We start from the raw sequence: 13,487 nt of genomic DNA, 5'->3' as shown, positions 1-13,487 counted from the left end.
TGAACATTGAGGGCTATTCCAACACATTCAAATGTTTTATCGCTTCCATAAATAAATTTTTGAAACCCCTTACAATAAATATTGATTCATTTGCACTTTTTTACACAGGTCTTGTCTCCCCCCTTTCCCGCATATGTATAGTAGAGCATTTATTTTATGAAAAACTATCGTAAAAGAAAGGAGCCGTGAGAGCTTGAGCCGGTTAATCCTGAATCGCATATTTCGTGCTCTATGGGTGGCAATCGTGATTGTAGCTCTGTTACTGGGCATATATGTGCTTTTCCCTCTCGTCTATCCTTTCCTATTCGCCTGGCTTGTGGCTTATGCCATGAATCCACTGGTTGGTTTTCTGCGTAGCAAAGCCCGTATGCCACGTTGGACGGCTGTCACGGTCTCATTATTTGTATATTTAGGTGGAATTGCAATTATCCTATCTGCGGCAATCACCCGCATGGTCCGAGAAGTTATAAAGTTGGCCATGACTTTTGACGGACATATTGAGCGTTTTAAAAGTCTATTTATCGATTGGACACAAAGCGATTTGATTCAAAATGTAATTATTGAAATTAACCATTTTATCAGAGATAATCCGGATTACCAACATACCATTAACAGTAATATTGATAAGACAACTCAAACTGTCAGTTCGGCTGTCACTACGCTAGTCGCTCAATTTTTTAATGGAGTTTTGAACTTGCTGACCTCTCTGCCTAATATGGGAGCAGTTCTAATGGTTATTGTATTAGCAGCCTTTTTTATTAGTAAGGATTGGGACCGACATAGTCGGATGCTCTCAAACACGATTCCTGATACGATTCGCAAGCCATTGTCGGATATATGGCACGATTTGCGTAAAGCACTGTACGGCTATTTGCGCGCACAGTTCATTATCATATCCATTACGGCATTAACGGTCATTGTTGGGCTGTTCATATTGCGTGTGGAATCCGCCTTTACCATCGGTTTGATGATCGGGCTGGTGGACTTGCTACCTTATTTGGGGGTTGGCATTGTGATGATTCCGTGGATACTGTATGCGTATATGTCTGGTAATTTGGCACTAGGAGTAGGATTGTCGATCCTTTATATCATCCTGTTGATTGGACGACAGATCGTGGAGCCTAAGGTGCTGGCCAGCAGCGTGGGCTTGAACCCGCTTCCCACCCTCATCGGTATGTTCATCGGGCTCAAGCTGTTTGGCGTTTTAGGACTAATTATCGGACCTGTATCACTCATTGTCGTTGATGCACTGAATCGCGCGAATGTCATTCAGGACTTGCGCAACTATATTCTCGCTGGAAGAGTCCGCTAAATCAGGGATAGGAAAAACGGCAGCTCACGTCAAAACCGCCGAAACGTAATACTGCCGTTCTTCATTTTTTTCTCCAGCCACTTCAATAAAAACCGTCGGTACAACGCTCGTGTTAAAGGAAACACCAACGTAAAACCAATAATATCTGTTAAAAATCCAGGGATAAGCAGCAAACTCCCACCGAAAAAGACACATAATCCATCCAGCATTTTACGGCCGGGCATTTGTCCCCGGTTCATTTCATTTTTCGCATCGGCAATCACCTTACGACCTTCAAATTGCATCATGGCAGCCCCGATTAGGGTCGTCAGAATGATGAGTAAAATCGTTTTGCCCGCTCCAATCCAGTGACTTACCCATATAAACCCGTACAGCTCCGCCAAAGGAATGAGCAGCAGCAACAGCCACAGACGTTTACGCATCATCATGACTTCTGTCCCTCCCCGCCTGTAAAAGCAAACCTTAATGCAGTGTACAGCTCAGGTAGCGCCTGATCCAGTCGAACGGGCTTCCATTCGGTGTTCAACCATACGTGCCGTGTCATCCCTGTGACAAGCAATTCTCCCGGCAGCGTGTCTGCCTGGGTCCATACCTTTCCCATATACCTTTGATGCTCATCTTCCGTTACCCGTCGAACCTCATAGATATAGTTTAGACGTAGTCTGGAGAAGTCCGTAATTGCGGTATAAACGGTAATTAAATCATCATATCGAGCAGGACTCGCATATTTCGCATTGATTTCAATAACTGGCAGCAAGACTCCTCGTTCCTCCATACTCCGATAGTTAAAACCCGCCTGTCGGATCATTTCGGTGCGCCCGATCTCAAACCAGTTCAAATAATTCGCATGATATACGACCCCCATCTGGTCGCTTTCCTGATAACGGACGCGTAGCGGTGCGCCATACCAGCGTAATTCCGTTTGTTTCTCCTCTTGAGTCATACAAGCTCTCCTATCTTTGTGCATCTTTATCTCTATTTTACCCTCTCTCCATTAAACCATATTTACAGCCCGGGAACAAAAAAAGGGCAGACCGAACGGTCCCCCCTCTCCAATCATATATAATAATGCCTTTATTATTGTGGCAACGGCTTGGACAGTTTATAATATCCGCTATCCGAAGCCAGCTTGAGCAAGCTCTTAGCCTGGCTTCCCGCCCAGGCGTAACCAAGTCGTCTTTCCTCACTAATTTTCATGATGTCGGTATACTTTTTGCCATCCCGGTCTGAAAAGAAATATTTATTGTCTTCCACATTATAGAACCGATACCACATTACGCTCGATGCATCCTTTTGGAAAAACTCCGGACCTTGACGATTGTATTTGATACCGTCGATTCGGTTCGCGTCAAACCATTTCAAAGCACTCTGAGCCGCTTTTTTCACTTCAGCGGTTTGCGGCTGGGACATGAGAAAAGCAGTAATGCCTACTGATTCTGTAGTTGTTTTGGAAGGTAACTCAAATAACCGGGCTTCAACAGATGCATAAGTAGCAGGATCGTGCTGTGCACCCCAGATTGTTGGTGTACCATTATTTACAATTTGAGATTTAATTGTGTACTGGATACCTTTGTTTAGCGCTTGCTGAAGCCTGGAGCGGTAAGAGTTATCCAGAATATCGCTATCAAACGGCTGCTTCTTGTTCACAATATCGTCAGCCAAAACCATAACTCTGACCATTGCATCATCATTATAAGTTACAGCATCGGAATAATTACCACGTTTAGGGTATACCTGAGGCCAGCCACCTGAGGAATATTGAGAGGTTAGTACGAAGTCGACTGCTTTTTGTACACTGTTCTTAATATCTTTATTTTTGGTTTTTTTGTATACATCCGCTAAAAAACGAATCTCGGTTGTCGTGGCCTCGTTATCAAACGTTCCGAGTTCAACACCATCCTTGCTTTTCCATGTGGAGCGTGCAGCTTTGCCATCCCATTTGGATTTATAATTCTTTTCCATAGCTTTGAAGAATCCGCCATGCGGCAATTGCCAGGATACAATATTTAAGGCAAGCGTCGTATCCTTGGATATATCCCCCGTAGAAAACTTGCTAAAGTCGCGCATTTTGTTCAAGAGGCTGTCTGTATTCACAACAGCGGTTGGCTTCGCCACAGCTGACAGCCCAAATAATGGCTCACGATCCAAAACACCTGAATTTACATCACCACCATAAACGTCCCGTCCCACAGCTGAATCTGTGGTAAGTTCATAAGAAGCAGTCGCCGATTCACGTCCTGAATCATATGTAGTCGACACCATCTCCTGTGCCGCAGCCCATGAGGGACTTAGGAGTCCTGACGTTACTGTAATCGCCAAACTTGAAAGCGCTATCATCTTTACGGTTGGACACATCTTCTTTTTCATTTGAACCTCTCCCTTATTTTGATTTGGGTAATTGTGTTCAGTTTAACCCTATTTACTCTTGCTGAAGATTCTTTTTGATAGCGAGGGGAACTAAACCACTATTTATGCATGATAAATAGTTAGTTGTATTATATGAAAATATACCCAAACGATCAATATATTTTAATTTACTAATAGATTAAAAAAGTTACAAAACGTTGAACACAATAAAAATCCTCTTACTAATGCTGGATTAGTAAGAGGATTTTACGTGCAGCTCATATATAGTAGGTCGATGAGCAACATCGCTTAACCAAATCGACCCATGATGTACTCCTGAGTAAGCTCATTTTCAGGATTCGTGAAAATATCGTTCGTTTTCCCATGTTCAACCAGACTTCCAATATAAAAATAAGCAGTATAATCGGAAATCCGTGCAGCCTGCTGCATATTGTGCGTCACAATAACGATGCGCAGTTCTTTTTTTAATTCGGTGATGAGCTCTTCTACCTTGCCTGTAGACACAGGGTCCAGCGCGGAAGCTGGCTCGTCAAGCAATAGAATTTTCGGCTGAACGGATAGTGCACGTGCAATGCAAAGCCGCTGCTGTTGCCCGCCAGACAGCGCCAGAGCGGAGTCGTGAAGGCGATCCTTGACCTCGTCCCATAATGCTGCTTTACGCAGGCTACTTTCGACGATTTCATCAAGCTGTTTCTTCTTGCGCACCCCACGGTATTTAGGACCGAAGGCGATATTATTGTAAATGGATTTGTAAAAAGGATTGGGACGTTGCCACACCATGCCAATTTGCTGACGCAGCTTGATCACGTCCGTTTCCGGTGCCGTCAAATCCTGTCCATCCATCCAGATATGTCCCGTTGTAGAGGAAGACGCAATCTCATCATTCATCCGATTAAGGGAGCGCAAAAAGGTCGATTTACCGCAGCCGGAAGGCCCGATCAGGGCAGTCACTGTCTGTTCCGGAAAGGCCAGATTCACTTTTTTCACAGCCTCAAAGCTGCCATAATAAATACTCAAATCCTCAGTACTGAACGGATGCGGCGGTTGCCCCGCAAGCTGTTCCGAACGCGTAGACTGAACGGATGTTGCTGGTGCGGCGGTTTTTACCGTTCGCGTAATCACATGTTCCATTGTTCTCCATCCCCTTTCTAATCCATACGTTTGGCAGCTGTCAGACGGCGGTATACAACTCTTCCGAACCATCTTGCACTCAAGTTGAATGTAAGCACAAGCAGCACCAGTACGGCAGAAGCGCCTGCAGCGATATCTTTGGAGTCGGGAGCAATCCCCTCACTGTTGACCTTCCAAATATGGACAGCCAATGTCTCAGCAGGTCGCATCGGGTTAATAGGCGATCTGGCATGCAATGGATTCCAATCAGTAAAATCAAGCGGCGGCGTACTCATCCCTGCTGTAAACAGCAATGCTGCGGCTTCCCCGAAAATACGGCCTGCGGCCAAAATGGTACCCGTAATCAAGCTTGGCAGCGCAGCTGGCAACAAAATGGAGGTGATGATTTTCCACTTGGACAATCCAAGCGCAAGTCCAGCTTCCTTTTGCTCCTTCGGCACAGCTCGGAAAGCCTGCTCCGTTGTGCGAACCATCAGCGGTAGGTTAAATACGGCCAAAGCCAAGGCTCCTGATAAGAGGGAAAAGCCAAAATCAAACGTATTTACGATAAGTAGTAGTCCAAACAATCCGATGACGATAGACGGGAAAGAGGACAATACTTCGACGACAAGTCGTATAAAGTCCGTAATTTTCCCCGGCTTTGCATATTGCGCCATGTAAATACCTGCGCCCCAGCCAATCGGAATGGTGATAATCAAAGTTAAGATTAACAAAAATACGGAATTAAATAGTTGTGGGCCAATACCACCGCCTGCACGTAATGTTTGGGGAGCACTGGTTAAAAAGTCAAAAGAAATATGACTGACTCCGCGGGCCAAAATGAAGCCCAGTAATCCAACCAAAAGTGCAACAATGAACAAGGCGAAGAAACAGATTACAAATGTAGCGATCTTGTCGGTCGTTTTAGCTTTCATCAAACCCGGTTTCTCCTTTCAAGCAGCCTTACCAGCAGCACGAAAATGAATGTCATGAGCAGAAGAACAAGCGCCATGCTCCAGAGAGCATTGTTATGAACGGAGCCCATCGCTGTATTACCCATGCTTAGTGTAATGACGCTGGTCAAGGTCGAAGCAGATTCCAGCAAGGAATGCGGTATATGCGGAGCATTCCCGATTACCATCTGTACAGCCAACGCTTCTCCGAAGGCACGAGCCATACCGAGAATAATTCCTGTTAAAAGAGCAGGCAACAGCGTCGGAATAATAACACGGGCAATTGTCTGCCAGCGAGTAGCACCCAAAGCATAAGAGGATTCACGCAGCCCCCCCGGCAAGGAAGACAACGCATCTGCCATAATACTCGTTATCGTCGGCAAAATCATGACTGACAACACTAGGCAGCCTGCCAGAATGCCGATGCCTTGTCCTCCAAACACGTTCCGCAGCAGCGGGACGATCACGGTCAAGCCGACAAAGCCATATACAACAGACGGAATACCGGATAATAATTCAATCGCAGGTTGAAGGATACGTTTACCCGATTTCGGCACGATTTCCGTCATAAATAAAGCCGCACATAAGCTGAGTGGACTGGCAATTAAAGCCGCCAGTATGGTTACTGCAAAAGAACCCGTAATAAACGGAAGCGCGCCGAAGGACTTAGGCTCGCCATCCGGGCTCCATTTGGTTCCAAAGAAAAACTCTCGCAGACTGACTCCATTCACCGCAAATGTAGCTACACCTTTGGAGGCAACAAAATATACGATGGAGACAATGACTGCAACTAAAAAAACGACACAAACCGACGTATATATGCGGCCGGTCCATTCTTCCCAGTAATGTCTTTCTTTCATAACTCGGGATCGTTTATTCTGTTCCATGTATGCCTTCCCTTCAATTGGTTCCATACTGTAACTCCTTTAACCGAAGAATAGAGGCCGGACGCTAGTCCGCCTCTTCTTCGTGAATATACTCGCGTTAGCTGCGTTCATCGAACAGGAGGTGTGACTCTCCTTATTTCGTGATATTACCGTCAGCATCACGTTTCACTTGCATACCTGCTACTGGAATGTATCCCAAGTCTACGACATCCGTTTTTTGGATTTCATCTGACAGAATGTAGTCCAGGAATGCTTTCACATGCTCTTTTGGCTCACCTTTAGTGTACATATGCTCGTAAGCCCACACTGGATATTTACCTTGTTCTACATTTTCAACGTTAGCTTCAACGCCATCGTATTTCAAAGCAGTTACTGTGTTGTCGATGTAGGACAGAGCCAGATAACCAATCGCACCCGGTGTTTCAGCAATCAGCTTTTTCACAGTACCGGAGGAATCTTCTTGAATGGAGCCCGGCAGATCTTCCGTTTTTTGTCCCAATGCGTATTTTTCAAATGTTGCACGAGTACCGGAGCTGCTTGGACGGTTTACGATAACGATTTTTTGATCTGCACCGCCAACTTCTTTCCAGTTCGTGATTTTACCTGTAAAGATTTGTACCAATTGATCTTTTTTCAGGTCTGTAACGCCTACTTTAGGATTCGCTACCGCTGACATGGCTACAACAGCTACTTGGTGATCGACCAGCTCATCTGCGCCGCTCTCCAGTTTTTCTTTTGCAAACACGTCGGAGTTACCGATGTCCGCTTGTCCGCCGGAAACCTGAGTCAAGCCAGTACCGCTACCGCCGCCCTGCACTTGAACTGCAATGCCTTTATATTTATCGACAGCCATAAATTTTTGTCCCGCTTGCTCTACCAATGGTTGAAGTGCAGTGGAGCCAACAGCCAGAATGTTCCCTGTCAGTTCAGCAGCTGCTTTATTGTCTGTTCCTGTAGCAGCTTCTCCTTGTGGTGCAGCATTGTTACCTGATCCGCAAGCTGCAAGTGCAAATACCATGGTGAGAGTCATCAGAATGAACGGCCATTTTTTCAACATTTTTTATTGTCCTCCCCTTAGTTAAGTGACGGTTTTTTATTTATGACCATCAACACTTTTACATTGTAGGCCTGGAATGTTAGACGAACGACGTGGTTTTGTAAAACAAATATAAAATATTGATAGATAAATTATTTTTCGGTATATAATTAATCTATAGTTCGAAATTCACATATGAATGACATATAAGGAGAGCTGTTGGATTCCATGAATATTCTAAAATTGCGTATTTTGATGCTGATCGACAAATTCCATAAGGCGACGGATGTGGCCGAAGCTTTGCAAGTCAAACAACCTACCGTCAGCTTTCATATGAAAAGCTTGGAAAAGGAAATGGGTGTTTCCCTATTCTCTCTTCAACAAGGCAGGATTATACTAACGGAAGCCGGAAAAAAATTATTACCTTACGCAAAGCAGATCATCTCTCTGGAGCAAGAAGCTAGACAAGCTGTAGATAAACTGACAAAAGAGTCACAGGCGCAATTACATCTGAGTGCAGAGTCGATATCAGGTACGTATCTCCTCCCCACTTTGATGGCTAAGTTTGCTGAGCGGTATCCAGATTGTCGTATTCAGTTGGAGATTCAATCCCCGGATGCAATTAAGCAGCTACTGAAACAGGGGGAAATTGATTTTGCTTTTCTCGACGATAGAGATTCTCTTCCAGAGTATACGGTGGCAGAGCCAGTGGCTTCAGATCAAGTAGGAGTTATCCGTTCTGCATCTGCACTTGCACCTGCATTCAAATTAGAGGAGGTCGATGGACCCGATGTGCTGGACAAGCACACATGGGTAAAATATAGCGGTTCATCAGTTGTAGATCAGTATTCCTCTCTAGTTAAGCCTCATCTGGAAATCAACTCTTGGGAAGCGGTAAAGCAAGTCGTAAGCGGCGGAGAAGCGCTTGCCTTCTTTCCTGCAAGCGGAGTGGATAATAATGAAAATGCTGTTCCCTCGGTGGAATGGCTTCCTTATCCCGAGGCTGATAACCAAAGGAGCCATTATCAAATTAACATCGTGTATCAACAAGATACACACATGAACTTGATGCAACAGGCATTTCTTGATTTCATACGACGAGAAGGACTGGAAATGAAAAGCTAGAGAACATAAAAAAAGAGCATCCAAGTCTTATTGACTTGAATGCTCTTTTGCTTGTTGTAACGATGCAGCCTCGGTATTATGTCATGGAGACTTTAATTACGCTTGTGCTGGAACGCAGCTAATTTTGATCAGGTTCGTAGAACCGGAATCACCAAGAGGTACGCCCGCAGTAATTACAACCAAATCGCCCTCTTTAACGAGGCCAGATTTGCGACCGCCTTCCAGTGCGTTGTCAAACAGACTATCTGTTGTGTCAACGATTGGTCTGCCTTGTACTGCATGTACGCCCCAGATCAGAGCCAAACGGCGAACTGTTCTTTCCTGTGTTGTCACAGCAACAATCGGAGCTTCAGGACGGTATTTAGAAATCATACGCGCCGTTGTTCCGCTTTGTGTGGACGTCAGGATCGCTTTGGCATGCAGGTCAAGTGCAGAAATAGAAACAGATTGGCTGATTGCTTCTGTAATACTAATTTCTTGAGCCGTTCTTTGTTTCTTGAACAAATCACGGTAGTTCAGAGAGGACTCAGCTTTTTCTGCAATACGTGACATCGTCAATACGGATTCTACCGGATATTTACCCGCAGCTGTTTCGCCGGACAGCATAATTGCGTCTGTTCCGTCAAAAATAGCATTCGCCACGTCACTTGCTTCCGCACGAGTCGGACGCGGGTTACGTTGCATGGAATCCAGCATTTGTGTTGCCGTAATAACAGGCTTGCCAGCTACATTACATTTGTTAATCATCAATTTTTGCGCCAGAGGCACTTCTTCAGCAGGAATTTCCACACCGAGGTCACCACGAGCAACCATCAGGCCATCTGAAGCTTCCAAAATTTCATCCAGGTTGTCAACACCTTGCTGATTTTCTATTTTGGAAATGATTTGGATATGACTTGCGTTGTGTTTCGCCAGCAATTCACGGATTTCCAGAACGTCACTTGCTTTACGAACAAAAGAAGCCGCGATGAAATCAATGTCCTGCTCAATACCGAAAATGATATCATTAGCATCTTTTTCAGTAATACCAGGCAAAGAAATAGCAACGCCTGGAACGTTAACGCCCTTCTTGCTTTTGATCGTTCCGCCATTAACAATGCGGCATTTGATTTCAGTGCCTGATACTTCAATAACGGTGAGTCCGATCAGACCATCGTCGATCAGAATGGTGGAGCCGGGCTCCACGTCCGAGGGAAGATCTTTGTACGTAATGGAAATACGATCTTGCGTACCGAGAATTTCTTCCGTTGTCAGCGTAATGAACTCGTCCTGAACAAGCTCAATAGGTTCAACTTCGAGCTTTCCTGTCCGGATTTCCGGCCCCTTCGTATCGAGCAAAATAGCAACGTTTTTGTTAAGCTCCTTACAAGCTTGACGGATGTTTTTAATCCGGTTGCCATGCTCCTCGAAATCACCGTGAGAGAAATTCAGGCGGGCTACGTTCATACCAGCCAGAATCAGTTTCTTCACATTTTCCAATGACTCACTGGAAGGACCGATGGTACATACAATCTTAGTTTTGCGCATTTGGGTTTTTCCTCCGTTTTCAAAGGTGCTACTCTTTATATCTTTTTCCAACAATTAAATCTACTACACTTTTTCCTATTTGTATAGGAAGTTCGTCATATTTATTGTTACCCGTTTACAGCGTATTACAACATAGGCTCAGATTCCGAAGGCTTCAAGAAGGTGTATTGACCTATTTTTCGGAATTTTTGATACCGATCTTCCCTCAATTCATCGCAGCTCATATTCGTAAGATCTGCCAAATGACGTTCCAATAGCTCCTTGATTGCGGCAGCAGTCACTTCATAGTTACGATGCGCGCCCCCTTTCGGCTCCGGCACAATATCCTCGATAATTTCCATGCGCAGGAGGTCATTAGCCGTAATCTTCATGGCTTCAGCTGCCTGATCGGCCTTGGAAGCATCTTTCCATAGAATCGAAGCTGCACCGTTTGGAGAAATGGCCGAATAAATGGCATGTTCCAGCATCAGCACACGGTTACCGACTGCAAACGCAAGCGCACCGCCGCTTCCACCCTCGCCGATGACCACACAAATAACAGGCACCGAAAGCTTTGCCATCTCCCGCAAGTTGCGGGCAATCGCTTCCGATTGACCTCTCTCCTCTGCTGTATTACCCGGATAAGCGCCCTTCGTATCAATAAATGTAATAACAGGGCGTTTGAATTTATCAGCCTGCTGCATAAGACGCAAGCCTTTACGAAATCCTTCCGGATGAGCACTACCAAAGAAACGTGCAATGTTATCTTTCGTATCCTTACCACGCTGTTGACCAATGACGGTCACCGGAATACCATTTAGCTTGGCAATTCCGCCCACAACCGCCAGATCGTCTCCAAACAAGCGGTCGCCGTGTAATTCAATAAAGTCCGTAAACACCTGCTCAATCAGATCAAGAGACGTTGGTCTTTGATGATGACGGGCCAAATGCATTTTTTGTGGTGCTGTAATGTTCGAATATATTTCTTCTTCCATCTCGAGATAACGTTCCTCGAGACGGTTGATTTCATCTGTAAAATCAATTTGCTTATCCTGTCCGAATTGCTTGAGTTCTTCGATCTTCTGTCGCATCTCGACCAGGGGCTTTTCATAAGGCAATTCACCAGCCATCTATTCCACCCCTTTCACACTGTGCAGATCAAGCAGTTGCCCGAGGGTATCACGCAGTTCCTTGCGGTGTACAACCATATCCAATTGTCCATGCTGCAAATTAAATTCGGATGTTTGAAAATCATCCGGCAACTTCTGTCTGATTGTCTGTTCAATTACAATACGCCCTGCAAAGCCGAATACAGCTCCTGGCTCCGCGATATTAATATCTCCAAGCGTAGCAAAGCTGGCGGACACTCCACCTGTAGTCGGGTCGGTGATAACAGAAATATACAGCAAGCCCTGCTCATCCAGACGAGCAAGAGCAGCACTTGTTTTGGCCATCTGCATCAAGCTTAAAATACTTTCCTGCATACGTGCCCCGCCGGAAGTTGAGAAAATAATTAGCGGCAGACGCTTGTCTATTGCTTGCTCAATGGCGCGGGTAATTTTCTCTCCTACGACCGAACCCATACTGCCAGTAAAAAAGTCAAAGCTCATCACAGCAACGACAACAGGATGTCCATAAATAAGGCCGTCGCCCGTAACGACAGCCTCTCGCAAGCCAGATTTCAGGGTCTGTTGCTCCAGCTTGCTCGCATATCCCGGAAAGTCCAGCGGGTCAACCGAAATCATATCGGCATCATATTCCGTAAACGTGTCTTCGTCGAGCACCATGCGAATGCGATCCATAGCATTCAAACGCATATGGTATCCGCACACCGGACACACTTTCAAATTTTTCTCTAGTTCTTTGCTGTATTGAATACTTCCACACTTGCCACATTTGGTCATAAGACCTTCGGGAATTTCCCGTTTGGGACGATCCGGCATGTCCGCTTGATCGCCGCTCAGCGCCCGTTCCGAAGGGATGGTCGCGTATTTACGCTTCTTTTGGAATAAATCTTTAAACACAACTACACCTCTCCAGCCGTTTATTTGTCAGCCGTAACCGATACAAGGTCCTCTGCCGTCTATGCGGCACCTTTAAGCATTATGTTCATACACACGTCAACGCCTGTTACTAAAACTTTACCGCCGATCGTGCATCCTTTGTTCCACTCATGCTGCTGTATCACTTCCGCCGTTCCGGACTCAAGGGCGCAAAATCGAATTAAGCACTTCCTGTATTTCTTCGACTTCACCCGAAGGCACAAGTATCTCAAACTGTTGCTTGGACGCGCTGATGGCCCGGGCCTGCACCATAAAACCTTCTTCAGACAGTTTGAGCTTAATCATGTCAGCCAGTCTGGCCGTCGGTGCAATATAAATCACCGTCCACATGCCTTGTTTCTACCCCCTAAGCCTCAAGTTTTGAGCCCATATAATAGACTCATGATAACATACCTTACTTTTTTCCCGCAACAAAAGCCCTCCTGATCATTCAAGTTCGTCGGAGGGCCTAGAAAATCATCAACTCTGTCTACACAGGTCAATTAAGCGTCCAATGATGCAGGATAATGCTTGGCATGGAGGCTCCGATGTGCAATGCGCGAAGAAGCAGCGGCAGCTAGTCCGGCGACAAGATCGTCTAAAAACACATGAATACCACTGCCTTTTTGGTTCAGCTGTTCAATAATCCCCGTCTTTTCCTTATCCAGATAACCAAAACTGGTTAAGCCGATCATGCCGTACACACTCGTAATTCCAAGAGCCAGTGTCTCGTCCACTCCGTACAGCGGTTCGTCAGCCTCCATAATGGCTTGCAATGGCTGGGGGAGAAGTTTTTTTTCGGCCAGCTCATCGAGCGCAATACCTGTGAGCAACGTATATTGAACCTCACGCTTTTGTAAAACCGCTTTGACACTGTCTATACATTCTTCCATCGTCAAATGAGGATAATATTTTAGCTGAAGCTGAAAAACAATGTCCGCAATGGACTCGATACGAATGCCTCTGCGATTTAACAAAGTTTCTGCATATTCATAGGACATAATTTCCCTCCCGCTTTCACCGTGCAGTCTATTCTTTCACCGTACGGGACCTTATGGTGCAGGGGACGTGTTGAATCTCCTGTTCCGCCAGTTTTCCAAGTGTATGCGGGAAGGAAGAAAAATGTTCATTAAACCGTTACAATAAGGG

Annotated in this window: 14 protein-coding genes; 2 read left to right on the top strand and 12 right to left on the bottom strand. The window is 45.5% G+C overall.

The annotated features are described in order from the left end of the window. Positions 1-193 precede the first annotated feature (193 nt). Positions 194-1,312, top strand: coding sequence for a sporulation integral membrane protein YtvI (gene ytvI, locus ACYCSE_RS18395; RefSeq protein WP_061828680.1), 1,119 nt, complete (start codon positions 194-196; stop codon positions 1,310-1,312). 29 nt (positions 1,313-1,341) lie between these two features. Here the strand turns inward: ytvI and ACYCSE_RS18390 are convergent, their stop codons facing one another. From ACYCSE_RS18390 to ACYCSE_RS18360, 7 genes are all read right to left on the bottom strand, one after another. Further along, positions 1,342-1,740, bottom strand: coding sequence for an FxsA family protein (locus ACYCSE_RS18390; protein ID WP_013309596.1), 399 nt, complete (start codon positions 1,738-1,740; stop codon positions 1,342-1,344). Continuing rightward, positions 1,737-2,255, bottom strand: coding sequence for an acyl-CoA thioesterase (locus tag ACYCSE_RS18385; RefSeq protein WP_061828681.1), 519 nt, complete (start codon positions 2,253-2,255; stop codon positions 1,737-1,739). Before ACYCSE_RS18385 ends, ACYCSE_RS18390 begins: the two co-directional genes overlap by 4 nt. Positions 2,256-2,389: 134 nt before the next feature. Beyond that, positions 2,390-3,679 carry a pectate lyase gene (gene pelA / locus ACYCSE_RS18380; protein ID WP_459699228.1) on the bottom strand — a complete coding sequence of 430 codons (1,290 nt, stop codon included), beginning with the start codon at positions 3,677-3,679 and terminating at the stop codon, positions 2,390-2,392. 288 nt (positions 3,680-3,967) lie between these two features. Then, positions 3,968-4,810, bottom strand: coding sequence for a phosphate ABC transporter ATP-binding protein PstB (pstB, locus tag ACYCSE_RS18375; RefSeq protein WP_061828683.1), 843 nt, complete (start codon positions 4,808-4,810; stop codon positions 3,968-3,970). 17 nt (positions 4,811-4,827) lie between these two features. Then, entirely contained in the window at positions 4,828-5,724 is an 897-nt protein-coding gene (gene pstA / locus ACYCSE_RS18370) for a phosphate ABC transporter permease PstA (RefSeq protein WP_061828684.1), read from the bottom strand. Further along, on the bottom strand, positions 5,724-6,656 hold the full coding sequence (gene pstC / locus ACYCSE_RS18365) for a phosphate ABC transporter permease subunit PstC (RefSeq protein ID WP_013370343.1): 933 nt from the start codon (positions 6,654-6,656) through the stop codon (positions 5,724-5,726). Before pstC ends, pstA begins: the two co-directional genes overlap by 1 nt. 106 nt (positions 6,657-6,762) lie before the next feature. Next, positions 6,763-7,686, bottom strand: coding sequence for a phosphate ABC transporter substrate-binding protein (locus tag ACYCSE_RS18360; RefSeq protein ID WP_039269889.1), 924 nt, complete (start codon positions 7,684-7,686; stop codon positions 6,763-6,765). A gap of 207 nt (positions 7,687-7,893) precedes the next feature. Here ACYCSE_RS18360 and ACYCSE_RS18355 point away from each other — a divergent pair, with 207 nt between their 5' ends. Further along, positions 7,894-8,790, top strand: coding sequence for a LysR substrate-binding domain-containing protein (locus ACYCSE_RS18355; protein WP_459699227.1), 897 nt, complete (start codon positions 7,894-7,896; stop codon positions 8,788-8,790). Between the two features lie 96 nt (positions 8,791-8,886). On the opposite strand, the gene pyk is transcribed toward ACYCSE_RS18355, so the two are convergent. From pyk to ACYCSE_RS18330, 5 genes are all read right to left on the bottom strand, one after another. Further along, the gene (gene pyk / locus ACYCSE_RS18350) at positions 8,887-10,317 is read right to left on the bottom strand and encodes a pyruvate kinase (protein ID WP_029516614.1); all 1,431 of its coding nucleotides are present in this window, start codon (positions 10,315-10,317) and stop codon (positions 8,887-8,889) included. A gap of 125 nt (positions 10,318-10,442) precedes the next feature. Next, positions 10,443-11,426 (bottom strand): acetyl-CoA carboxylase carboxyltransferase subunit alpha, encoded by a 984-nt coding sequence (locus ACYCSE_RS18345; RefSeq protein ID WP_061828687.1) that lies wholly within the window; start codon positions 11,424-11,426, stop codon positions 10,443-10,445. Further along, complete coding sequence (accD, locus tag ACYCSE_RS18340) at positions 11,427-12,320, bottom strand: acetyl-CoA carboxylase, carboxyltransferase subunit beta (protein ID WP_013309586.1); 894 nt, start codon at positions 12,318-12,320, stop codon at positions 11,427-11,429. A 180-nt stretch (positions 12,321-12,500) separates the two neighbouring features. Next, positions 12,501-12,689 (bottom strand): hypothetical protein, encoded by a 189-nt coding sequence (locus ACYCSE_RS18335; RefSeq protein WP_013309585.1) that lies wholly within the window; start codon positions 12,687-12,689, stop codon positions 12,501-12,503. 152 nt (positions 12,690-12,841) lie between these two features. Continuing rightward, on the bottom strand, positions 12,842-13,339 hold the full coding sequence (locus ACYCSE_RS18330) for a phosphatidylglycerophosphatase A family protein (protein ID WP_023987905.1): 498 nt from the start codon (positions 13,337-13,339) through the stop codon (positions 12,842-12,844). Between the last annotated feature and the right edge of the window lie 148 nt (positions 13,340-13,487).

The sequence above is a fragment of the Paenibacillus sp. SEL1 genome (assembly GCF_054602535.1).
Note: the sequence above shows the minus strand (reverse complement) of the source record. Positions and strands in the feature narration are given on the sequence as shown.

What these genes read in the sequence shown, in the direction of transcription:
- ACYCSE_RS18355 (WP_459699227.1), top strand. Translation starts at nt 7,894, where the DNA reads ATGAATATTCTAAAATTGCGTATTTTGATGCTGATCGACAAATTCCAT.
- pstC (WP_013370343.1), bottom strand. Translation starts at nt 6,656, where the DNA reads ATGGAACCAATTGAAGGGAAGGCATACATGGAACAGAATAAACGATCC.
- ACYCSE_RS18360 (WP_039269889.1), bottom strand. Translation starts at nt 7,686, where the DNA reads ATGTTGAAAAAATGGCCGTTCATTCTGATGACTCTCACCATGGTATTT.
- ACYCSE_RS18345 (WP_061828687.1), bottom strand. Translation starts at nt 11,426, where the DNA reads ATGGCTGGTGAATTGCCTTATGAAAAGCCCCTGGTCGAGATGCGACAG.
- pyk (WP_029516614.1), bottom strand. Translation starts at nt 10,317, where the DNA reads ATGCGCAAAACTAAGATTGTATGTACCATCGGTCCTTCCAGTGAGTCA.
- pelA (WP_459699228.1), bottom strand. Translation starts at nt 3,679, where the DNA reads ATGAAAAAGAAGATGTGTCCAACCGTAAAGATGATAGCGCTTTCAAGT.
- ACYCSE_RS18385 (WP_061828681.1), bottom strand. Translation starts at nt 2,255, where the DNA reads ATGACTCAAGAGGAGAAACAAACGGAATTACGCTGGTATGGCGCACCG.
- ACYCSE_RS18330 (WP_023987905.1), bottom strand. Translation starts at nt 13,339, where the DNA reads ATGTCCTATGAATATGCAGAAACTTTGTTAAATCGCAGAGGCATTCGT.
- ACYCSE_RS18390 (WP_013309596.1), bottom strand. Translation starts at nt 1,740, where the DNA reads ATGATGATGCGTAAACGTCTGTGGCTGTTGCTGCTGCTCATTCCTTTG.
- pstB (WP_061828683.1), bottom strand. Translation starts at nt 4,810, where the DNA reads ATGGAACATGTGATTACGCGAACGGTAAAAACCGCCGCACCAGCAACA.
- pstA (WP_061828684.1), bottom strand. Translation starts at nt 5,724, where the DNA reads ATGAAAGCTAAAACGACCGACAAGATCGCTACATTTGTAATCTGTTTC.
- ACYCSE_RS18335 (WP_013309585.1), bottom strand. Translation starts at nt 12,689, where the DNA reads ATGTGGACGGTGATTTATATTGCACCGACGGCCAGACTGGCTGACATG.